Genomic DNA, 19,463 nt, shown 5'->3' with positions numbered 1-19,463 from the left:
GAGAGGGCGGGATGCCGTTCGAGATGAGGGTCAAGACGCCGGCGCCCGACGAGGAGACGGCGAGTTAGCCGGCAGGTCGGCATGTCAATCCTGGTCTAACAGAGCCTTAAAAAATCATTCTGAAAGCAGAGCTTTGTCGCTGAGTAGTCAATTTGGGACGGGGCTATTTTAGCTGCCCCGTCCGTCAATCAACCTAACCGTCGTGCCACCAGCCGGGGTAGCTAAAATAGCCCCGTCCCAAATTGACTACTCGCCAACCGCATACATGACAGAATAATTTTTTAATCCCCGTCCCAGAAAAATCATCCCGCGTGGGCTTGCGGCTCACGCGGGATGTCATCGTTCTATGTGGCTGCGGACTACTTTTGCTTGTCCTGCTCAAGTAATTCGGACGGGGTGCGGCCAAGCTTGCCGCCACGGAAAATCTCGCGGCCGTGCAGGCGATGCTCCAGGTCACGTTCGGCCTTTTCCTCGTCAATCTTAGTCTGGCTCACCGCCGGGTCCTCGATGAGCGACGATACCGAGTTCACCTGTTTCTGAATGCGCTCGGCAATGGTGTCATCCATGCTCACGATACGCATCTTCCAGTCGATATTGGTGGCGTTGGAAGAGCTCTTGGTCCAGACGAACGTCAGGATGGCGCTCTGATGGCCCTGGGCGGGAAACATGCCAAAGAAGGAATCATGCTGAATCCTGCTGTCCTCGTCGATATAGGCGTGGACGTTATACACCACACGGTCAATCTTGTCGTTGAGCAGGGCGTTGGTTGCGAGCGCCGCCGCCTGAATCTGACCGTTGGACAGCAACTCGAGCTCATTGGCAGAAGACGTGTCCAGCACCGTCACCTCAACCGTGCCCGTACCCTCGTCGGCCTCGTCGACGGTAAAATCGAGCGGGAACTGCGTAAAGCCGTTGCCCCATTCAAGTCCACCTTTGAGCGCGGTCGAAACGGTATCCACCGAAACGCTCTCGGAGAGGTTCGCGGTGTTCAGGCGTCGCATCACGCCGTAGCCGATCTGCATGCCCACAATCAGCACCAGGATGCCGATAACAACGACCATGGCAGTCTTCGTAATGGTATGGCTCACCTGCGAACCCGAAGGATCGTCCTCGGACAGCGGGTCGATATGTTTTGCCTGGCTCGCGCGATCCTCGCTGCGCAGCCGCGCCAGTGTCGCCTTGTCACCGCGTTTGACGGCAGACTCTTTCTCGCGCATGCGCTCGGTACGCTTTTTGGCGAGTGTAGGATCCAAGACGCCGGATGCATCGATTTCGGAGAATAACTCCGTCACTTCTTCCGGAGTCAGATGGTTCTTATCAGCCATAACCTTCCTGTCATATCAATCAGTCGAGCTCGTGCGCACGCGCACCTTCGAACTGCATTCGATAGTAACGGGCATAAGTGCCGCCACGGGCGAGAAGCTCCTCGTGCGTGCCACGTTCCACAACGCGACCATGCTCAACGGTCGCAATCTCGTCGGCATGCTTAATGGTCGAGAGACGGTGAGCGATGATGATCGTGGTGCGGCCGCGCGCCAAGCGCTCGAGCGACTCCTGCACCGCCTCCTCGCTCTCGTTATCCAGAGCACTGGTCGCCTCATCCAAAATAAGGATCTTGGGATTTTTGAGAAACACGCGCGCGATGGCGACGCGCTGCTTTTGACCACCAGAAAGACGGCTGCCGCGCTCGCCCACCACGGTGTCGTAGCCCTGCGGAAGCGACTCGATAAAGGTATCGATATTGGCACGGCGGGCCGCCTCGGCGATCTCTTCTGCCGTGGCGTCCGGCTTGCCATAGGCGATGTTCTCGCCAATCGTTCCGTCGAACAGATAGACATCTTGCTGCACCAAGCCGATGGATTGGCGCAGGCTACGCTGCGTCACGTCGCGCACATCCTGGCCGTCAATGCTAATGGAGCCGGCGGCAACGTCGTAAAAGCGCGGCAACAGCGAACAAGTCGTTGATTTGCCGCCGCCCGAGGGACCAACCAAAGCGATGGTTTGACCGGGCTTAATGGACAGATCCATATGGTCGATAACGGGGCGCGTCCCGTCGCCCGCGCCCAGCTCGACATCCTCGTAGCTAAAGCACACGTCGCGATACTCAACAGCGCCGGCCGTCACCTGCAGATCCGCAGCACCCGGCTTATCCTGAATATCGGGGACAGTCGAGAGCACCTCGTCCATGCGCTTAAAGCCGGCGATGGCTTTCTGATACGTCTCGGCCGAATTGACGAGCGTCTCAAGCGGCGTGCAGAACAGCGAAATGTAGAGCGCGAAGGTTGCCATATCGACCGCCTGAAGCTGGCCTTGGGCAACGAGCCAACCGCCCAGCAGCACCACGATCACATAGAGCACGCCCGAGAGCAGACCATACGTCGCGGTGTAGACGCCCATGGCGTGATACATGTTTTCCTTGGACGAAAGGTAGCGATCGTTAGAGGCACGGAACTTAGAGCGTTCGGTCTGCTCATTGGCAAAACTTTTGACCACACGCATGCCCGCCAGCGAATCCTGCAGCTGCGCATTGATGCCGCTGATCTTTTTGCGGTTATCGCTAAAGACCTCGCGCATGCGCATATTCTGCCAAAACATAATGACCGCGAACACCGCCGTCACCACGGCCATGGCGAGCGCGAGCACCGGCGCAATGGTAAACAGAATCACAAACGAGCCAATGATCTCGATACCGCAAATAATGATCCATTCGGGCACGTGGTGCGCCGCCTCGCAGATATCGAACAGGTCGTTGACCACACGGCTCATCATGTCACCCGAGCTGTTGCGATCAAAGTACGCAAAGCTAAAACGCTCGTACTGATCGAACAAGTCCTCGCGCATCTTGGACTCCATGCGCGCGCCCATCACGTGGCCCCAATAGCTCACAAAGTAGCGGCAGGCGCAGCGGGTGGCATACATCAGCACCAGTCCCACCGCGATCATACCGAGCGCCTGCATAATGGCAGTCTGGCCCTGGGTAAACAGCCCGCCGCACAGATTGCGCAGGATAATGGGAAACGCCAGGTCAATGGCGGCGAGCACCAGGGCGCAAATGGTATCGGCAACAAAAAGCCCCATCTGGGGCTTGTAGTAAGACAGAAAACGCTTCAGCATGTGATCCTCAAAGAAATATCAGCAACGTAAGACCCTGGGACAAAGCAATCAGTAGTACTTGTCCCAGGGCTATCCCCACTCGTTACAGCTCAGAACCACCAAGGCGGTGCGCGATGCTGTCGCAGGCAAGCGCGCCCACGACGGTCTTGGCATCCTCGATCTTGCCGTCGAGCACGGCATCGATCAGCTCGTGCAGCGGCACCAGGTCAACGTTGACAAACTCGTCATCGTCGGGGTTGGGCGCATCGAACTCGAGCTTGGTGGCCAGGTAGATGTGAATAATCTCGTCGCAAAAACCGCAGGTCGTGACAATAGACGTTAAAAAGCGAATGCGCCCGGCCTTAAAGCCCGTCTCCTCATGCAGCTCGCGCCTGGCACAATCGAGCGGGTCCTCGCCTGGGTCGAGCTTGCCGGCGGGAATCTCAACCGTCACGCGGTCGATGGCGGTGCGGTACTGACGCACCAGTACGATCTTGCCGCTCTCGGTCAGCGCCACAACGGCCGCAGCACCCGGATGGCGAACGATATCGCGGGCGCTGCGGTGACCGTTGGGCAGCTCAACCTCAAGACGGTGGACGTCGAGGATCTTGCCCTTCCAGGTGCACTCCTCCGAAAGAATCTTCTCGTGCAGCTCGGCATCGTGCGGGTCGTCGTCGCCCAGCACCAGCGCCGGCTCGTCAGCGACCTCGCCACCAGGCTCGCCCTCGGCGTGCCCATACATGCGGCTGTCCTCTTCGACGATTTGCGCATCCACGAGCTCTTCGTTCTTCTCGTCCATCCGTCTCATTCCTCTCGGATTTTAGGCATCCCAGGCGTCGCGGCCGCGCAGCGCGCGCAGGCCAATGTCGTGACGCAGGGTCTTGCCCTCAAAATCGATCTTCTCGCAAGCCTCGTAGGCAAGGTTGCGAGCGTTCTCGAACGTGTCGCCCAGCGCGGTAACGGCGAGCACGCGGCCGCCGTTGGTCACGAGCTGGCCGTCCACCACGGCGGTGCCGGCGTGATACACGGTCACGTTCTCCATGGCCTCGGCATCCTCGATACCGGTGATGACCTTGCCCTTCTCGTAGCTGCCGGGATAGCCCGCGCTCGTCAGGACAACGGCCACCGCCCACTCGTCACGCCAATCGAGCTCAATCTGGTCGAGCTCGCAGTTGGCGCAGGCAAGCATGACCTCGACCAGGTCGTTCTTAAGGCGCGGCAGCACGACCTGCGTCTCGGGGTCGCCAAAGCGGGCGTTAAACTCCAGCACCTTGGGGCCGGCGGGGGTAAGCATAAAGCCGCCGTACAGGCAGCCACGGTAATCGATGCCCTCGGCAGCGAGCTCGGCCACGGTCTGCTCCATGACCTTCACCATGGTGGCGTGCTCCTCGTCGGTCACGATAGGCACCGGGCTGTAGACGCCCATGCCGCCCGTGTTGGGACCAAGGTCGCCCTCAAGCGCGCGCTTGTGGTCCTGCGAGGTGGCCATGGGGCGCACGGTCTTGCCGTCGGTAAAGGCCAGCAGCGAGCACTCGGGGCCAACGAGCATCTCCTCGATAACCACGGTGTTGCCGGCGTCGCCAAAGGTGCCGCCAAAGCACTCGCGCACGGCCTCTTCGGCCTGCGAAAGCTCGGTTGCCACAATAACGCCCTTGCCCGCGGCAAGACCGTCGGCCTTCACGACCAGCGGAGCGCCCTGCTCGCGCACATAGGCGAGAGCCGAAGCCTCGTCGGTAAACGAGCCGTAGGCGGCCGTCGGAATGCCCGCGCGCTCCATGAGCTGCTTGGAAAACAGCTTAGAGCCCTCCATCTGGGCGCCCTCGGCACCCGGGCCAAAGCAGGGAATACCCGCCGCGCGCACGGCGTCGGCCACGCCCGCCACGAGCGGAGCCTCGGGGCCAATCACCACGAGTCCGCATCCGTGGCTCTGTGCAAACGCCGCCACGGCAGCAGGATCGCAATCGTCGAGAACCACGTTCTCGCCGCAGCTCGCGGTGCCGCCGTTGCCCGGGGCGATGTAGAGCTTGCCGGCGCGCGGTGATGCCGCGAGCTTGGCTGCCAAAGCATGCTCGCGGCCGCCGCTGCCCAACAACAGGATGTCGATGGTTTGAGTGTCCGCCTTCAAGGGTGCCTCCTCTATGGATTAACGGCCCGTCAACCATGCGGGCCCATTACAAGCAAATATACCCCTCGGCCGCCCGTCCGGGCTGCGAAGGGGTATATCGCAATAACCAAATAACGCCGATTACTTCCAGAATCGGTTGATGATCTGCTCGCGGCCGGCGCCAACACCGACAAACGTCACGCGCGTGTGCGCCAGATCCTCGACAAATGCCACGTAGTCCTGAGCCTCCTGCGGCAGCTCCTCAAAGCTGCGGCAGCCGGTAATATCGCACTTCCAGCCGGGAAGCTCCTCGTAGATGGGCTTGGCATGCTCAAAGCGCACCTGGTGCTCGGGCACGCTGGTGTAGCGCTCGCCGTCGACGTCATAGGCCACGCACACCTTAATGGTGTCGAAGACCGAAAGCACGTCGAGCTTGGTCAGGGCGATGTCGGTAAGACCGTTGACGCGCGAGGCGTAGTTGGCGATGGGACCGTCAAACCAGCCGCAGCGACGACGGCGACCGGTGGTCACGCCGTACTCATAGCCCTCCTCGGTCAGCGTATGGCCGGCCTCGGACTCGTAGGAAAGCTCAGTGGGCATGGGGCCTGCACCGACGCGGGTGATGTAGGCCTTCATGACGCCCAGCACGCGGTCGACGTTTTTCATGCCAACACCAGAACCGGTGATCGCGCCGCCGGCGGTGCAGTTAGAAGATGTGACAAACGGATAGGTGCCATGGTCGATATCGAGCAATGTTGCCTGGGCGCCCTCAAAGAGCAGGGTCTTGCCCTCATCGATCATGTTGTTGAGCAGCAGGCTCGTCTCGGTGATGTACGGGCGCAGGCGCTCGGCCATGGGCAGGTACTCTTCACAGATCTGGTCCACGGTGTAGGTGGGCAGGCCGTAAAGCAGCTCGAGCTCGGGATTCACGCGGGCAAGAGCGGTTTCCAGCTTGTCGCGGAAGAGCTCCTCGTCCAGCATGTCCTGCATACGAAGGCCAATACGGGCCATCTTGTCCTGATAGCACGGGCCAATGCCGCGCTTGGTGGTACCGATACTCTTCTTGCCGAGCTTCTGCTCAAAGGCACCGTCCAGGTCGATGTGATACGGCATGATCACGTGTGCGTTGCCGCTGATCTTGAGGTTCTTGGTGGTGATGCCATCGGCCTCGAACATGTCGATCTCCTCAAGGACAACCTTGGGGTTGACGACGCAGCCGTTGCCAATCACCGACACGTGGTCGGCGTACATGATGCCGGAGGGCACCTGGTGCAGGCCGTACTTCTTGCCGTTGACGACGATGGTGTGCCCGGCGTTGTTGCCGCCCGAATAGCGCACGACGGCATCGAAGTCGCCAGCGATCAGGTCGCAGATCTTACCCTTGCCCTCATCGCCCCACTGGGCACCGACCAAAACGGTTGACGGCATGTTTACTCCTTACATACATGGACTGTCTGCGCGCCACACGGCAGGCAGAAGCACAAAACATTCCCAGTATACCCGTGCAACGGGCGCCTGTCCTACTCCTCGGTATGCACCCCATCAAGCTCATAGAACTTGGTAGACGCCGGCAGGAACATCAGGTCGACGTCGCCGATCGGGCCCGAACGGTTCTTGGCCACGACAATACGCGTGACGCCCTCGTCGGGTCGGTCGTCGCGCGAGGCCTCAGCCTCGTCGGCGGAACGGTCCAGGAACATGACGATATCGGCGTCCTGCTCGATGGAGCCCGATTCGCGCAGGTCGGAAAGCTGCGGGCGCTTGCCGGTACGGGATTCGACCTGACGCGACAGCTGAGACAGCGCGATCAGTGGGATCTTGAGTTCCTTGGCCATAATCTTTAAGCCACGCGACATCTCGGAGACCTCGACGGTGCGGCTCTCGGAACGGCGTCCCGGCGGAGGACTCACCAGCTGCAGGTAGTCCAAGATAATGATGGCCTTCTCCTTGTTGTGGAGCATGCGGCGGCTCTTGGCGCGAATCTCGGTCACCGTGGTGCCGGGCGTATCGTCAATCAGAATATCGAGCTTGGACAAGGTCTGCGTGGCCTCGTTGATATTGGCCCACTGCTCGGGGCTAATGCGGCCCGTACGGAAGTCGCTGATCGAAATCATGGCGTAGGCGCAAATCAGGCGCTGGGCAATTTCCTTGCCCGACATCTCCAGCGAAAAGAAGCCGACGGTATAGCCCGCAGCGGCGGCATTCAGCGCCAGGTTCAGAGCGAACGACGTCTTACCCACGGCAGGGCGGGCGCCGATAATGATGAGCTGGCCCTCGCGGAAACCCATAAGCATGCGGTCGAGCGACGGGAAGCCGGTGGGCACGCCAGCGGCCTGTCCACCGGCCTTACATACTTCCTCGGCCTCGTTATAGGCCTCGACCATAAACTCGGTCAGTGTCTTATAGCTCGACTTGACCTCGCGCGCCGTGACCTTAAGCAGCTTGCTCTCGGCCAGCTCCACGACCTCTTTGGTGTCGGTAGGGGCGTTATAGGCCAGCGCGTTGATCTCGTTGGTGGCACCGATCAGCTCGCGCAGCATCGAGTCGCGACGGACGATGGCGGCATGGTGCTGCCAGTTCACGAGCGACAGGGTCTGACCCATCAGCTCCAAAATGTAGGCCTCGCCGCCCACGGCATCAAGCTTGTTGATGCTGCGCAGGTAATCGATCAGCGAGATAGAGTCGATGGGAATGCGGCTGTTGTACATATCGACCATCGCGGTGTAGATGGTCTTATGAATGGGCCGGTAGAAGTCATCGGGCTGCAGCTCGACCTGGGCCTCCTCGACCACCTCGGGCGACAGCAGCATGGCGGCCAGTACATTGGCCTCTGCATCTTGGTTTTGAGGGAGACCCAACTTAGAGCCACGGTCCTCGACCGTCAGCCCCGTCTCCCTTTCGTCATATGCCATGAGCATCCTCATTCATATCGCTTGCGAGCATCCATAGTATCAGCCACAGCCTCAAAACGGGCCGCGCCCCGGCAATCATCACCGAACCAAACGGATGAACGGTCCCATACACGCGTTGTGTTAGACCACTTTGGATAAGTGTCCTGCACGCAGTACACGCGACGGGGCCCCGGTTGCGACAATTCCATCATCAGGAGAGATGGAGGTTGCAATGGAAGACGTGCTCACCCAGCTGACGAGGCAGCTCCTCCCGCAGATGACGGCTGCCGAGAAGAGCAGGGCCCTGAGATCGCTCAAGGCGCTGATAGACGCGGAGCTTTTCGACCTCGCGGCAAGCGAGGGGGCGGAAGACGATCCCGACAGAGCCTGCCCCTGGTGCGGCTCCCCGCATTACGTGAAGAGGGGGCGAGACGGGCGCGGCCGTCAGCGGTTCCTCTGCCGAGGGTGCGCCAGGACCTTCACCGACGCCACCATGCGCATCTTCTCCACCACCAAGCTCGACAGGTCGGCCTGGATGAGGTTCGCGGAGTGCCACGTGGACATGCTCCCGCTGCGCGAGTCGGCGGAAAAGTGCGGCGTGTGCCTCAAGACGGCGTTCTTCATGCGCCACAGGCTGCTCGAGGCCATGGCCAAGCGCATGCCCGCCTTCCGCGTGGAGGCCGGCGGCGGGGCCGAGCTCGACGAGTGCTTCTTCAGGGAGAGCTTTAAGGGAAACCGCTCCAGGTCGGAGTCCGGCGTGCCCAGGAAGTCCCGCACAAGGTCGCAGGGAACCGACGGGCACGAGAAGATATGCGTGCTCACCGGCATCAACGACGCCGGCGACATCTTCTACGAGATCGCGGGGAGGGGCGGCCTCGACGAGGCGGCGGCCAGGGAGCTGCTCGCCGACAAGCTCGCGGTCGGCGCGATAATCTCGACGGACCGTGCGCACGTATACCGCCGCGTCCTGCCCGCCCTCGGCGTCGGCGCGCACATCGCCAGCAAGAGGGAGGAGCACGCCATCAACAGGGTGAACAGCCTCCACTCCCAGATGAGGCACTTCATCGGCAGGTTCCGGGGCGTCTCCACGAGACGCCTCGAGAACTACCTCGCCTGGTTCAAGCGGACATGGTGCTTCAAGGTCCACAGGAGCGCGGACGAGCTCACCGAGCTCATAGTGAGGCAGGCGGCCCGCGGCACGTACGAGAAGACCTGGCGCCAGTACAAGGCGACCCCCTATCCGTTCTACGAGTACTGGATCAAGCAGGCGAAATGGGACTCGCGTGCGCGGAGGGCCATATACGGCGTGGCGTGATGTCCAGGGCGGTCTGGCGCAGCGCATCTGCGGCAAGCGCTGAAGTCGTGCCCCGATGCAAATAGCAACAGCTAGCGATATTCTTCGGGAACGTCGAAACCGTACTCACGGCATAGGAGCATGACATCGTGGACGTCGTGCTCGTCATGCTGATAGCCCAAGTGAAACAACAGCTGGCTTTCGGGGTCGATGCACGACACCTCCACCTCGCCGATGCGCCCCCTCCCCGAAAAGACCTCCCCGGGAAAACGATCTCCCTGATACAGAATATCGCCATTCTCGGCGAAATCGAAGCAATGCAGGTCGACGATGCGCCCCGCCTCGTCTTGCCACACCGTGTGATCTTCGGTGGTGAAAGATGCAGCCACCTCGGAAAACCCCTCATCAGCAATTAGATCCACGAACCTTTGGTAATCCCCGCGCTGAACGAACAGGTCGATGTCGTTATGGGCCCTGGTCTCACGCCCGACAAGCGCATCGACGCCCCAGCCGCCATCAAGATATACGTCGATGCCCGCACCTGCGGAAAGGCCGATTATCCAACACGCATCATCCTTGGTGACCATAGGAGCTCCTTCGCTTTCGCCTGCTATCTAAGCAAGAAAGATTATAGGAAAAGTCCCAGTATCCAAAGCGGTCTAACACAACGCATACACGGGACCGCATCTCAATGGCTGCCACGACACTCCCCCAGCGCAAAAAATAAAAGGGCGCCCTGGTCTCCCAGAGCGCCCTTCTTAGAACAAGATTGTTGCGTTGCAGCAAATGCTACTCAGCAGCAGCCTCGGTCTCGACCTCGGCGGTCTCGGCCTCGGCGGCCTCAGCGGCCTCCTCGACCTCAGCCTCGGCAGCGAGCTCCTCGGCGGTAACGCCGACGAGAACGACAACCTCGGCCTTGATCTCGCGGTACAGCGAGATGGCAACGGTGTGGGCACCGGCAACCTTGATGGGCTTACCGAGCTCGACGCGCTTGCGGTCGATGTCCATACCGAGCTGATCCTTGATGGCGTCAGCGATCATAGCGGCGGTGACGGAGCCAAAGAGGATGCCCTCGTCGCCGACCTTGACGTCAACGGTGACCTGCTTGCCCTCGAGGGCAGCCTTGGTCTCGTTGGCGGTAGCCAGACGGACGGCCTCGCGCTTGGCGATGTTGTTGCGACGCTCGTCAAGCTGCTTGAGGTTGCCCTTGGTGGCGGCAACAGCGAGCTTCTTGGGGAACAGGAAGTTCTCAGCGTAACCCTGAGCGACCTCTACGACGTCACCCTCGCCGCCCTTGCCCTTGATCTCATCGAGAAGAATAACCTTCATGATGCGTCTCCCTTCTTAGCCGCGGTCGCGGTTGCCACGGGAGGAAACCACGGGGACGGTGTACGGCAGGAGAGCCATCTCGCGGGCACGCTTGATGGCGTTGGCGATGTCATGCTGATGCTGCGTGCAAGCGCCAGTGACGCGACGGGGCTTGATCTTGCCACGGTCGGTCATGTACTTACGGAGAAGCTGAGTGTCCTTATAGTCGATGAACTCAGTGTTCTCCTTGCAGAACTGGCAGTACTTACGACGCGGCTGACGTGCAGAAAAATCATTAGCCATGTCAAAATACCTTTCATTTGGCAACTTCGGCGAACCGAAGCCGCCTCTCACTCAAAAATAGGTGAACAACCCTTAAAACGGGATGTCCTCATCGTAGACGTCGACCGCGGGCGGCGTAGCCACCGGTGCGGCAGGACGTGCTGCGGGCGCGGGAGCTGCGGGGGCGTAACCGCCCTGATCGTAGCCACCCTGGCCACCACGGGAGCTCATAAACTCAATCTCATCGACGATGACCTCAAGCTTGCTCCTGCGCTGACCGTCGCGCTCCCAAGAGCTGTAGCGCAGCTTGCCCTCGATCGCAACCTTGTTTCCCTTTGCCAGGAAACGGCTCACGGCCTCGGCGCGGGTGCCGAACATAGTGCAGTCGACAAAGTTGGGATAGTCCTCCCACTCGCCAGTCTGCGCATTGCGGCGGCGATCGTTCACGGCGACGCCAAAGGACAGAACCTGGGTTCCGCCGGCAGTGGCGCGCAGCTCGGGATCGCGGGTGAGGTTACCGGTGATGTTCACTCGATTGATGCTCATTACTCACTACTTCCTCTTGGGGCACAAGCCCAGTCCAAAACGACAGTCTTACTCCTGGTCGTCGCGACGGACGATCATGTGGCGGACCACAGCGTCGGTGATGCGCAGGACGCGATCAAGCTCGGCGATCTGGGTAGGATCTGCGTGGAAGTTGATGAGGGTGTAGTCACCATCGGTGAGGTCGTTGATCTCGTAGGCGAGCTTGCGCTTGCCCCACTCGTCAACGGAGTCGACCTTGCCAGCGCCCTCAGCGATCGTGGTATCGATACGCTTCATAACAGCGAGACGAGTCTCGGGGTCGAGTGACGGGTCAACAAAGAACAGCAGTTCATAAGCCTTCATATTGTCACCTCCTCTGGACAAATGTGGCTTCAGGTCGTGAAGGTGCGCCTGAAGCAGGAAAAGACTTGGTAATAGTATCTTTCAACCTCCCAGGCTGCAAGAATATGCAGCTACAACCTCATGACCTCCACATATGTCCATACTCGCACGGCCTTTCTTGCGTATTCCAACCAAATGCTGTCCAAGAGCTTGACGGATTTGAGGACAAGGGCGGGTACATACCGACTTTCTGCCAGATAACCGCAAGTCGCTCGCAGCATGGCTGCGGTCACAAAATGCATACCAGCGGTACAACGCGACATTTTGAATTATTAAACTTGATTCCCGACCGTCCGTAACTACCTCATTTGAACAGTTCGCCTGGGCCGATTACGCAGGTCATCGATTGGTTTCGGCACGGTTGGGCAAACGACGGAGCGATGCAATTTAAAAAATGCCAAGTTTTTGGTTTGCACTTTGCGATTCCTCGTGTATACTGACTTTCGCATTTAACGGAGAGTTGTCCGAGTGGCCGAAGGAGCACGATTGGAAATCGTGTAGGCGTCAAAAGCGTCTCCAGGGTTCAAATCCCTGACTCTCCGCCAGTTAATTCCAAAGCAGGCCTTTGTGCCTGCTTTGTTTTTACCCCACGCGGAGGGGTGGCAGAGTGGTTGAATGCGGCGGTCTCGAAAACCGTTTGGCCTGTATAAGGTCACGAGGGTTCGAATCCCTCCTCCTCCGCCATTTTGGTTGAGAAAGCTCCCAACAAAGGGAGCTTTTTTGTTTTGAGTCCCTTACAAACAAATACGGCGGAGGAGGGGTTCGAACCCGCCAGGGCGTTCAACACCAACCCAGATCTCCAAACATGTACATCACCCTCCAAAGATGTCAAAAAATGTCGTTTTTGGATGCTGATGTACATGTTTGGAACCTGTGACCGCGCCCAGTTCCGACCGTTTACCGAGCAATGGGGTCACGACCTCCCACAACCATGTACTATGTACGGGCATTTTCCAATCCAACTACCCAAAGGAACCCACCTTGCCCGTCATCGCCACTGTAATCGTTACCGCACACGCCTCGGATGCCATGGTTGCCATCCCGTTTTGGCTCGAGATGTTCGCTGTCGTCGCGGCATCGATTTCGGGTGTACTGGTTGCGCGCGAGCACAAACTCGATCTGGTGGGCGCCGTCGCGCTCGCCGTGGTCTGCGGTCTGGGCGGCGGTCTTTTGCGCGATATGACGCTCCAGGTGGGCAACGTCTACATCCTTAACCAGCCCATGGCGCTGCCGCTGTCCATCGCCACGGCGGCCATCATCTACATCTTCCCTGCCATCGTCGACAAGCCCGACAAGCTCATCCCCCTGCTCGACATCATCTCGGTGGGTATTTATGCGGCAACCGGCGCAGATAAGGCGCTCGTGTACGGATTTGCACCGGTCGTGTGCATCATGATGGGCTTTTTTACCGCGGTAGGCGGCGGCATGCTGCGCGATGGTTTTATGGGCGTGGTGCCGAGTATTTTCCAGCGCACCAACTTCTATGCCATCGCGGCTATCGCTGGATCGGCAAGCTATGTTTGCCTTGTCATGAGCGGCTTGGTCAGCAATGTCGTCGCGCTGGTCGTTTGCGTCGCAGTGACCATGGGCCTGCGCTGGCTCTCGCTGCGCTTTGACATCAAAAGCCCCACCGAGGACGATATCGCGCGTTTCCTACATCGTAAAAAATAGATAGCACGGCCCGGCCCATCGCAAGGTGACAGCCTATCTACAGCCGGCCGCAGGCCCGATATCCCACGACGCCTTACGTAGGCAATTGCCCATGCAGAATACTGCAACCGCGAGTTTCTTTTAGAGCGAAGGCGCAATGGGTACCATATTGGGCGTATGCAAATCACCAAGCAAAGGATTCACCATGCCTCACAACCAACCCGCGGTGGCGCAACATCACAACATGCGCGGACACCTCATTATGGCCTTCGCGCTTATCGCGCTGGCGTTTACCGCGCTGCCTTCCATGGCATTCGCCGGCACCGACACCGCGGGCAATGTTTTCGTGTCCGACGGGGATTCCAGTCCATCCGGCGTCGGGGGCGATCTGTACTGGGCCGGTCAAAGCCTTAGCCTGGACGACGCGTCCATCGACCGCGATATCATCGCCGCCGGCGAAAGCCTGTCGATTCGCGACTGCACCGTAGGCGGCGCCGTTCGCCTGGCGGCGCGCACCATCGATATCGCCAAGACCACCATTGATGGAAGCGTGACAGTTGCCGCTCAGCACGTCGTACTTAACTCCGGCAGTACCGCCAATTGCTTCTATGCCGCAGGTGAGACGGTTGCCCTGCGCGGCTCCGCCAAGTCGGCAGCGCTCGCGGGCAGTACGGTAACCATCGACGGCACTGTCGATGGCGATGTTGAGGTCTGGGCCGACAAGCTGGTGCTCGGCAAAAACGCCAACATCACCGGTACCGTAAACGCTCATGTCTCACAGGATCCCGAACGCGCCGACGGCGCCAAAGTGGGAGCCCTCAAGATCGACCGCACCGAGAACGAGGATACCTCCACCATCAACGACGTCATCGGCGGCATCGTTGCCGCAGCTCTTTCCACCTGCTTTGTCGCGATTCTCCTTGAGCTCGTCTTTCCGCGTGCAACAGCCAGCGCGGCCGGCATGCTTCACCAGCACCCCGCCCCGCTGTGGGTGAGCGGTCTTTTGGGCACGGTAGCCGCCGTTCCCGCCATCTTGCTGCTCATCATCTCGATTGCCGGCCTGTCGCTCGCCGGAGCCCTGATGTGCGGCGTCATCGGCATCGCCCTGGTCTCGGCGGCCTTTGCGGGCACCGCGGTCGCACGCATGGTCGGGCACAGCCAGAACCGCTACGCCATGGCCGCCGTGGGCGGCGCCATTGCCGGCGCCCTTACAGCACTTCCCCTTATGGGCAACTTTATCAGCGGCGTAGCCTTCGTCTTTATGCTGGGCTATCTCATTCAGATCATCTGGCGCAACGCCCACGTCAAACCGCAAAAGGCCCCCAACACCCCGGGCCTTCCCTCCGCCTAACCGCCAACCACCGCAAAGGTGTCCTTCCTCTTTGTGGTGGTACAAAAAGGGCGCCGGCCGCGATGGTCGACGCCCTTTCTTGTGAATGCTACAGAGTTCAGCGCTTATTTGTTGACCTGACCGGCGCGAACGGCAGCCTTCTTGCGATCGGTGGCGTTGAGCAGACGCTTGCGCAGACGGATGTTCTTGGGGGTGATCTCCACCAGTTCGTCATCGGCGATGTACTCCAGCGCCTCTTCCAGCGAGAAGGTGCGAGGCGGCACCAGCTGCACGGAGATATCGGAGGTCGAGGAACGCTGGTTGCCCAGGTTCTTGGTACGGGCGATGTTGACGACCATGTCGCCGGCCTTGCTGCGCTCGCCCACGATCATGCCCTCGTAGCACTCGACACCCGGCTCAACAAACAGCTGGCCGCGCTCCTGCAGCGTGCCCAGAGCGTAGGCAACGGCCTTCTCGGTGGTCATGGAGATCATGGCGCCGTTCTGACGGTTGCCGATCTCGCCGGCGTAAGGACCGTACTCCAGGAAGGTGTGATAGAACACGCCCTCGCCGTGAGTGACGTTCATGATGCGGTTCTTAAGGCCCATGATGCCGCGGGTCGGGATCTTAAACTCAAGGTGCGTCACGATGCCCGAGGTGTCCATGCTGGTCATAATGCCGCCAGAGGTGCCAAAGACCTCGACGACCTTGCCCGAGTACTCGTCCGGGCACTCGACGACAGCCTGCTCGACGGGCTCCATCTTGTTGCCGTTCTCGTCCTTCTTAAACAGAACGCGGGGACGGCCGACCTGGAACTCAAAGCCCTCGCGACGCATGGACTCCATCAGGACGGACAGGTGCAGAATGCCGCGGCCCGAGACCTCGACGCCGCTCTTGTCCTCGAGCTCCTCGATCTTCATGGTCACATTGTTCTCGGCCTCATTGAACAGGCGCTCCTTGAGCTGACGGGCGCCCACAATGTCGCCGTCGCGGCCGACGAGCGGAGAGGTCGAGGCCTCAAAGACGATGGACAGGGTCGGCGGATCGATCTCGATAGGCTCGAGCTCGACGGGGCTCTCGGGATCGGTGTAGACATCGCCGATGTCGGTGCGCTCGATACCCACGACGGCGGCAATGTCGCCGGCGCCGACTTCCTGGCACTCGGTGCGGCCCAGGTAGTCGAAGGTAAAGAGCTGCTTGACGGTAGCGGTGGCGCTGGAACCGTCGTTCTTGACGACCAGGATCTGATCGCCCTGGCGAATGGTGCCGGAGTACACGCGGCCAATGCCGATGCGGCCGACAAAGTTGGAGTGGTCGATGGTCACGCACTGCATAGCGAGCGGCGCGGCCTCGTCAACCTCGGGCGCGGGCATGTCGTCGATGATCATGTCGAGCAGCGGGTACATATCCATGGTGCCGTCGTTGGGGTCAAGGCGGGCAAAGCCATTCATGGCGCTGGCATAGACCACGTGCTCCATGGCAAACTCGAGCTGGTCGTCGGTGGCGCCCAGGTCGGCCATAAGGTCCAGACAGTCGTTGTAGGCCTTCTCGGGGTTGGCGCCCGGACGGTCGATCTTGTTGATGACGATCATGATCTTAAGGCCGGTGTCGATGGCGTGACGTAGGACAAAGCGGGTCTGGGGCATGGGGCCCTCAAAGGCGTCGACCAGCAACAGGGCACCGTCGGCCATGCGCAGCACGCGCTCGACCTCACCACCAAAGTCGGCGTGGCCCGGGGTGTCGATGACGTTGATCTTAACGTCCTTGTACTCGATAGAGATGTTCTTGGCGAGAATCGTGATGCCGCGCTCGCGCTCCTGGTCGTTGGAGTCCAGGACGCGATCCTCGACCTGCTGGTTGGCACGGAAGGCGTCCGTGGCACGCAGGAGCTTGTCGACCATCGTCGTCTTACCGTGGTCGACGTGGGCGATAATGGCGATGTTCCTCAGATTGTCTACGCGCATGTAGTTCCCCTATCTTCTATCTATATACAAACGGCACGCGTATGCGACCCGTCCAGCAACACAACGCTCGGCGGGAATATTGAGCCTTTTACCGAAAAACTCGTTTATTTTAGCGATTCTAGATGAGAGGGGTTTCCTCACCTGCAGGTTCAGGGTCGCTCCACATAAAACCATCGCCGGCGCCCATGCCCTCGTACAGCACATATGCCGAAAAACCACTCTCGAGCGTGGTCTCGAAGAAGCTAACGAGCAAAGCGTCGTGATATCCGCCCTCGATCTCCACACAGCCGGTGTAGCCGATGGCATAGCGGGCGATGCGGCCCAGGCCTTCGTCCTTGAGACCCATCTTGTGCTCGGAGATAAAGTTGGTGGCAGCCTCCAGGCATGCCTCCTCACCGTCCTCGTCGAGAGCCGCAAGATAGCGGTTGGAGGCGGCATCCTCGATCGCCACGACAACGCCCGGGTTTTCACCGGCGGCAAGGTCGTCCAAAAACGCACCGATCAGATCGCACACCATGGCGTCGAGCTCGGCGGAGACGTTACCGGCGTCCTGCATATCCTGTGCCATCTTTTGACCTTCCCATCGCATTCGGCGTCGTTATAACTCCTGTGCCTCGGCCGCGATTCTGGCGGCAGCGTCACGGGCGCGAACCATATCCGCCGCGCGCTTGTCGAGCACCTTGATCTGGTTGGTCAGCATTACCGCATCGACCACGCCCCAGATCACCAGGCCCGTCGAAATCGAAAACCCAAGCGCACCAACTGTACCACGAAGCCGCGACAAGATTACCGCGGCAAGCGCGGAGACAACAACCATCTTGATATAGGAGTCACGGCGCTCGCGAAGGGTGCGAGCCTGCGTCACATACGCAATGCGCGCGGCCTCAAATGCCTCGGCGCGTATATGGGCCTCACGCGCGATAGCGGCTGCTTCGGTCGACACACTGGTACCCATCAGCGCTCGCCGTGCATCGTGCTCAACCGACATTTAGAAATCATCGGGCGAGAGCGTGTGGACAAACTCGTCAAACTTCTCGAACTCACTCTCGTCGTCAACCTCGTCGGCAAGCGGAGAGACGGTGCCCAAGCGATTCATGATGTCGTCCTCCACAAACATGGGGGCATTGCTGCGCACGGCAAGGGCGATAGCGTCGCTCGGTCGTGCGTCAAGCATACGCTCGCCCCTATCGGTGTGCACGACGACCGTCGCGTAGAACACCGGCGGCTCGGCGCGCACGATCTCGATACGCTCGATCTTCGCTCCCACCACTTCGATGGTATCGAGCAAAAGATCGTGGGTGATGGGGCGATCGGTGCGGCCGGTATCGATACCGCGGCTGATGGCCGCTGCCTCGTAGGAACCGGTCTGGATGGAAAGAGAGCGCAGCGGCGCAGACGAATCCGACTTACGGCAACGCTCGCGCAAGACGATCAGCGATGGCACGGGACCGGCGGCCATGACGATGGTCTCTATGTCGACACGAACCATGGAACACCTCCGGTACGTTGTTATTGGCATGCGCGGCAGCTCCGCCGCATTGAATAGCTATACTACCCAAACTTTCGCACCGCACACAAAAACTTATTGGATAGGTAAGAAAAGAGCCCCGAGGCAATAGCTCGGGGCTCTTTACGTTTTAGATGGTGGACCTGACAAGATTCGAACTTGTGACCTCCCGGTTATCAGCCGGACGCTCTAACCAACTGAGCTACAGGTCCATCATGGTGGAGGTTAGGGGGATCGAACCCCTGACCTCAGGCTTGCAAAGCCCGCGCTCTCCCAGCTGAGCTAAACCCCCACGGAGACAGTAATAAACACCCCAGCGGCGACTCGGCTCTCGCTGGGGTGTTTATTGCGAAAGAAAGTGGTGGACCTGACAAGATTCGAACTTGTGACCTCCCGGTTATCAGCCGGACGCTCTAACCAACTGAGCTACAGGTCCATCGCGCATGGGATATATTAGCCTAGTTGCAAGATGGGAGTCAACAATTATTTGAGAATTTTTTCTGTCGTATTCTCGCAGGTCAAGCATCCTATTGACCCTAACGACAACAAAAAGGGCGAACCCGCTCTCGCAGGTTCGCCCCCATACCCCATCTACGCCAGGGCGGCAGAAAGCTGTTGGATTCCGTCAAACGCGCTCTCGGTGTTCTCGCCCGCGCGATCGATCCTTACAACCGAGCCTTTCCAAGTGGGCTCAGAGTCCTTGTCCTGAGCGGGCTTGTACTCGTCGGTCTTAACCACGTAGGTAAAATCGACTTCAGCGCGGCTGGGAAGATCCTGGGTATCGAAGCCATACTCCAGACCCTCCAGAATCTCCCGCATGGCCTCGACGGTGTTCGCGCCCGCCTGCAGCCTACGAACGCCCGTCTCGCTGTTATACAGAACCGTGGGCGCCAGATACATCGTCCTGATGCGCTGCTGACGCGTCTTCTCAAGCTTGTTGATCCAAACAACCAACACGGCGATCAGCACCCACCAAACGATGGAAATCACCAAGTCGAGCGGACTGTCGATCTTGTTGAATCCCAGCGAGTACCACAGGTACAGCAGGAAGATCGAAACCAAAGCCGAAACGGCAAGGACCAGATAGTTGCTCTTCTTCATGGCTCTAACCTC

The 19,463-nt window shown here is 59.7% G+C and carries 19 protein-coding genes and 5 tRNA genes; 5 read left to right on the top strand and 19 right to left on the bottom strand.

The annotated features are described in order from the left end of the window. Nucleotides 1–359 precede the first annotated feature (359 nt). The 6 genes from ACTNBB_RS02435 to dnaB all read right to left on the bottom strand — a co-directional run bounded on the left by ACTNBB_RS02435 (nucleotide 360) and on the right by dnaB (nucleotide 8,115). Complete coding sequence (locus tag ACTNBB_RS02435) at nucleotides 360–1,325, bottom strand: hypothetical protein (protein ID WP_427729200.1); 966 nt, start codon at nucleotides 1,323–1,325, stop codon at nucleotides 360–362. 19 nt (nucleotides 1,326–1,344) lie between these two features. After that, a complete protein-coding gene (locus ACTNBB_RS02430) occupies nucleotides 1,345–3,114 on the bottom strand; it encodes an ABC transporter ATP-binding protein (RefSeq protein WP_441056438.1) in 1,770 nt (589 codons plus the stop codon). An 82-nt stretch (nucleotides 3,115–3,196) separates the two neighbouring features. Beyond that, nucleotides 3,197–3,892: an NUDIX domain-containing protein gene (locus ACTNBB_RS02425; protein ID WP_441056439.1), complete on the bottom strand. Its 696-nt coding sequence runs from the start codon at nucleotides 3,890–3,892 to the stop codon at nucleotides 3,197–3,199. Between the two features lie 21 nt (nucleotides 3,893–3,913). Continuing rightward, a complete protein-coding gene (gene purD, locus ACTNBB_RS02420; protein ID WP_154516747.1) occupies nucleotides 3,914–5,218 on the bottom strand; it encodes a phosphoribosylamine--glycine ligase in 1,305 nt (434 codons plus the stop codon). Nucleotides 5,219–5,338: 120 nt separating this feature from the next. Then, nucleotides 5,339–6,625, bottom strand: coding sequence for an adenylosuccinate synthase (locus ACTNBB_RS02415; protein WP_441056440.1), 1,287 nt, complete (start codon nucleotides 6,623–6,625; stop codon nucleotides 5,339–5,341). A 92-nt stretch (nucleotides 6,626–6,717) separates the two neighbouring features. Beyond that, complete coding sequence (gene dnaB / locus ACTNBB_RS02410) at nucleotides 6,718–8,115, bottom strand: replicative DNA helicase (protein WP_441056471.1); 1,398 nt, start codon at nucleotides 8,113–8,115, stop codon at nucleotides 6,718–6,720. 205 nt (nucleotides 8,116–8,320) lie between these two features. Here dnaB and ACTNBB_RS02405 point away from each other — a divergent pair, with 205 nt between their 5' ends. Continuing rightward, nucleotides 8,321–9,403, top strand: coding sequence for an IS1595 family transposase (locus ACTNBB_RS02405; RefSeq protein WP_441056441.1), 1,083 nt, complete (start codon nucleotides 8,321–8,323; stop codon nucleotides 9,401–9,403). 71 nt (nucleotides 9,404–9,474) lie between these two features. Here the strand turns inward: ACTNBB_RS02405 and ACTNBB_RS02400 are convergent, their stop codons facing one another. The 5 genes from ACTNBB_RS02400 to rpsF all read right to left on the bottom strand — a co-directional run bounded on the left by ACTNBB_RS02400 (nucleotide 9,475) and on the right by rpsF (nucleotide 11,860). Beyond that, nucleotides 9,475–9,969, bottom strand: a complete 495-nt coding sequence (locus tag ACTNBB_RS02400; RefSeq protein WP_117843039.1) for a nucleotidyltransferase domain-containing protein — start codon at nucleotides 9,967–9,969, stop codon at nucleotides 9,475–9,477. Nucleotides 9,970–10,171: 202 nt separating this feature from the next. Beyond that, the gene (rplI, locus tag ACTNBB_RS02395; RefSeq protein ID WP_441056442.1) at nucleotides 10,172–10,711 is read right to left on the bottom strand and encodes a 50S ribosomal protein L9; all 540 of its coding nucleotides are present in this window, start codon (nucleotides 10,709–10,711) and stop codon (nucleotides 10,172–10,174) included. Nucleotides 10,712–10,726: 15 nt separating this feature from the next. Beyond that, complete coding sequence (gene rpsR / locus ACTNBB_RS02390) at nucleotides 10,727–10,993, bottom strand: 30S ribosomal protein S18 (RefSeq protein WP_006235829.1); 267 nt, start codon at nucleotides 10,991–10,993, stop codon at nucleotides 10,727–10,729. A 72-nt stretch (nucleotides 10,994–11,065) separates the two neighbouring features. Beyond that, on the bottom strand, nucleotides 11,066–11,518 hold the full coding sequence (locus ACTNBB_RS02385) for a single-stranded DNA-binding protein (RefSeq protein WP_006235830.1): 453 nt from the start codon (nucleotides 11,516–11,518) through the stop codon (nucleotides 11,066–11,068). Between the two features lie 48 nt (nucleotides 11,519–11,566). After that, nucleotides 11,567–11,860 (bottom strand): 30S ribosomal protein S6, encoded by a 294-nt coding sequence (gene rpsF / locus ACTNBB_RS02380; RefSeq protein ID WP_006235831.1) that lies wholly within the window; start codon nucleotides 11,858–11,860, stop codon nucleotides 11,567–11,569. A gap of 493 nt (nucleotides 11,861–12,353) precedes the next feature. On the opposite strand from rpsF, the gene ACTNBB_RS02375 reads away from it, so the two are divergent. The 4 genes from ACTNBB_RS02375 to ACTNBB_RS02360 all read left to right on the top strand — a co-directional run bounded on the left by ACTNBB_RS02375 (nucleotide 12,354) and on the right by ACTNBB_RS02360 (nucleotide 14,900). Then, nucleotides 12,354–12,444, top strand: a tRNA-Ser gene (locus tag ACTNBB_RS02375). Between the two features lie 48 nt (nucleotides 12,445–12,492). After that, nucleotides 12,493–12,583 (top strand) — tRNA-Ser (locus tag ACTNBB_RS02370). Nucleotides 12,584–12,880: 297 nt separating this feature from the next. Then, nucleotides 12,881–13,570 carry a trimeric intracellular cation channel family protein gene (locus tag ACTNBB_RS02365; RefSeq protein ID WP_441056443.1) on the top strand — a complete coding sequence of 230 codons (690 nt, stop codon included), beginning with the start codon at nucleotides 12,881–12,883 and terminating at the stop codon, nucleotides 13,568–13,570. Between the two features lie 184 nt (nucleotides 13,571–13,754). Continuing rightward, the gene (locus ACTNBB_RS02360) at nucleotides 13,755–14,900 is read left to right on the top strand and encodes a polymer-forming cytoskeletal protein (protein WP_441056444.1); all 1,146 of its coding nucleotides are present in this window, start codon (nucleotides 13,755–13,757) and stop codon (nucleotides 14,898–14,900) included. Between the two features lie 104 nt (nucleotides 14,901–15,004). Here ACTNBB_RS02360 and typA read toward each other — a convergent pair whose 3' ends face one another. The 8 genes from typA to ACTNBB_RS02320 all read right to left on the bottom strand — a co-directional run bounded on the left by typA (nucleotide 15,005) and on the right by ACTNBB_RS02320 (nucleotide 19,451). Further along, on the bottom strand, nucleotides 15,005–16,843 hold the full coding sequence (typA, locus tag ACTNBB_RS02355) for a translational GTPase TypA (RefSeq protein WP_441056445.1): 1,839 nt from the start codon (nucleotides 16,841–16,843) through the stop codon (nucleotides 15,005–15,007). 118 nt (nucleotides 16,844–16,961) lie between these two features. Next, nucleotides 16,962–17,411 carry a hypothetical protein gene (locus ACTNBB_RS02350; protein WP_154516767.1) on the bottom strand — a complete coding sequence of 150 codons (450 nt, stop codon included), beginning with the start codon at nucleotides 17,409–17,411 and terminating at the stop codon, nucleotides 16,962–16,964. A gap of 30 nt (nucleotides 17,412–17,441) precedes the next feature. Continuing rightward, nucleotides 17,442–17,831: a hypothetical protein gene (locus ACTNBB_RS02345; protein WP_441056446.1), complete on the bottom strand. Its 390-nt coding sequence runs from the start codon at nucleotides 17,829–17,831 to the stop codon at nucleotides 17,442–17,444. Then, entirely contained in the window at nucleotides 17,832–18,332 is a 501-nt protein-coding gene (locus ACTNBB_RS02340; protein ID WP_427748159.1) for a bifunctional nuclease family protein, read from the bottom strand. A 153-nt stretch (nucleotides 18,333–18,485) separates the two neighbouring features. Further along, a tRNA-Ile gene (locus ACTNBB_RS02335) sits at nucleotides 18,486–18,562 on the bottom strand. A 4-nt stretch (nucleotides 18,563–18,566) separates the two neighbouring features. Then, nucleotides 18,567–18,642, bottom strand: a tRNA-Ala gene (locus ACTNBB_RS02330). Nucleotides 18,643–18,709: 67 nt separating this feature from the next. Further along, nucleotides 18,710–18,786: transfer RNA gene (locus tag ACTNBB_RS02325), tRNA-Ile, on the bottom strand. A 155-nt stretch (nucleotides 18,787–18,941) separates the two neighbouring features. Beyond that, entirely contained in the window at nucleotides 18,942–19,451 is a 510-nt protein-coding gene (locus ACTNBB_RS02320; RefSeq protein WP_441056447.1) for a hypothetical protein, read from the bottom strand. Nucleotides 19,452–19,463: the final 12 nt, after the last annotated feature.

It is taken from the genome of Collinsella sp. HCP28S3_B9 (genome assembly GCF_052066095.1).
Lineage (GTDB): Bacteria > Actinomycetota > Coriobacteriia > Coriobacteriales > Coriobacteriaceae > Collinsella.
Note: the sequence above shows the minus strand (reverse complement) of the source record. Positions and strands in the feature narration are given on the sequence as shown.

Excerpts from the sequence above, each read along its gene's own strand:
- ACTNBB_RS02435 (WP_427729200.1), bottom strand. The coding sequence starts at position 1,325 with ATGGCTGATAAGAACCATCTGACTCCGGAAGAAGTGACGGAGTTATTC.
- ACTNBB_RS02430 (WP_441056438.1), bottom strand. The coding sequence starts at position 3,114 with ATGCTGAAGCGTTTTCTGTCTTACTACAAGCCCCAGATGGGGCTTTTT.
- ACTNBB_RS02425 (WP_441056439.1), bottom strand. The coding sequence starts at position 3,892 with ATGGACGAGAAGAACGAAGAGCTCGTGGATGCGCAAATCGTCGAAGAG.
- ACTNBB_RS02415 (WP_441056440.1), bottom strand. The coding sequence starts at position 6,625 with ATGCCGTCAACCGTTTTGGTCGGTGCCCAGTGGGGCGATGAGGGCAAG.
- dnaB (WP_441056471.1), bottom strand. The coding sequence starts at position 8,115 with ATGCTCATGGCATATGACGAAAGGGAGACGGGGCTGACGGTCGAGGAC.
- ACTNBB_RS02405 (WP_441056441.1), top strand. The coding sequence starts at position 8,321 with ATGGAAGACGTGCTCACCCAGCTGACGAGGCAGCTCCTCCCGCAGATG.
- ACTNBB_RS02400 (WP_117843039.1), bottom strand. The coding sequence starts at position 9,969 with ATGGTCACCAAGGATGATGCGTGTTGGATAATCGGCCTTTCCGCAGGT.
- rplI (WP_441056442.1), bottom strand. The coding sequence starts at position 10,711 with ATGAAGGTTATTCTTCTCGATGAGATCAAGGGCAAGGGCGGCGAGGGT.
- rpsR (WP_006235829.1), bottom strand. The coding sequence starts at position 10,993 with ATGGCTAATGATTTTTCTGCACGTCAGCCGCGTCGTAAGTACTGCCAG.
- ACTNBB_RS02385 (WP_006235830.1), bottom strand. The coding sequence starts at position 11,518 with ATGAGCATCAATCGAGTGAACATCACCGGTAACCTCACCCGCGATCCC.
- rpsF (WP_006235831.1), bottom strand. The coding sequence starts at position 11,860 with ATGAAGGCTTATGAACTGCTGTTCTTTGTTGACCCGTCACTCGACCCC.
- ACTNBB_RS02360 (WP_441056444.1), top strand. The coding sequence starts at position 13,755 with ATGCCTCACAACCAACCCGCGGTGGCGCAACATCACAACATGCGCGGA.
- typA (WP_441056445.1), bottom strand. The coding sequence starts at position 16,843 with ATGCGCGTAGACAATCTGAGGAACATCGCCATTATCGCCCACGTCGAC.
- ACTNBB_RS02350 (WP_154516767.1), bottom strand. The coding sequence starts at position 17,411 with ATGGCACAGGATATGCAGGACGCCGGTAACGTCTCCGCCGAGCTCGAC.
- ACTNBB_RS02345 (WP_441056446.1), bottom strand. The coding sequence starts at position 17,831 with ATGTCGGTTGAGCACGATGCACGGCGAGCGCTGATGGGTACCAGTGTG.
- ACTNBB_RS02340 (WP_427748159.1), bottom strand. The coding sequence starts at position 18,332 with ATGGTTCGTGTCGACATAGAGACCATCGTCATGGCCGCCGGTCCCGTG.
- ACTNBB_RS02320 (WP_441056447.1), bottom strand. The coding sequence starts at position 19,451 with ATGAAGAAGAGCAACTATCTGGTCCTTGCCGTTTCGGCTTTGGTTTCG.